A 236-nucleotide genomic window follows, 5' to 3' on the forward strand; every position below is an offset into this window, starting at 1 on the left:
CCTCAATGAGTCCATCTTACAAGATAGCTTGATTGCCTATGGCCTCGATATTAGCCGCGACTCATTAAAGGTGCAGCTCGCTTGGCTGGCCGAGCAAGGGCTGATTAAAACTGAGCAAGTGGGCAAAGTGACCACCGCCACCCTAACAGGTCGCGGCCAAGATGTAGCCACAGGCCGCGCAACAGTGCCAGGCGTTAAGCGTCCACGGGCGGGAGAATAGCCATGGCCGTTAAACC

General features: G+C 55.9%; 1 protein-coding gene. It reads left to right on the forward strand.

The genetic code is table 11. The annotated features are described in order from the left end of the window. On the forward strand, nt 1-220 hold a 220-nt coding region (locus B4920_RS30240), incomplete at its 5' end, for a hypothetical protein (RefSeq protein WP_079437609.1). Nucleotides 221-236: the final 16 nt, after the last annotated feature.

The organism is Zoogloea sp. LCSB751, assembly GCF_002028455.1.
Lineage (GTDB): Bacteria > Pseudomonadota > Gammaproteobacteria > Burkholderiales > Rhodocyclaceae > Zoogloea.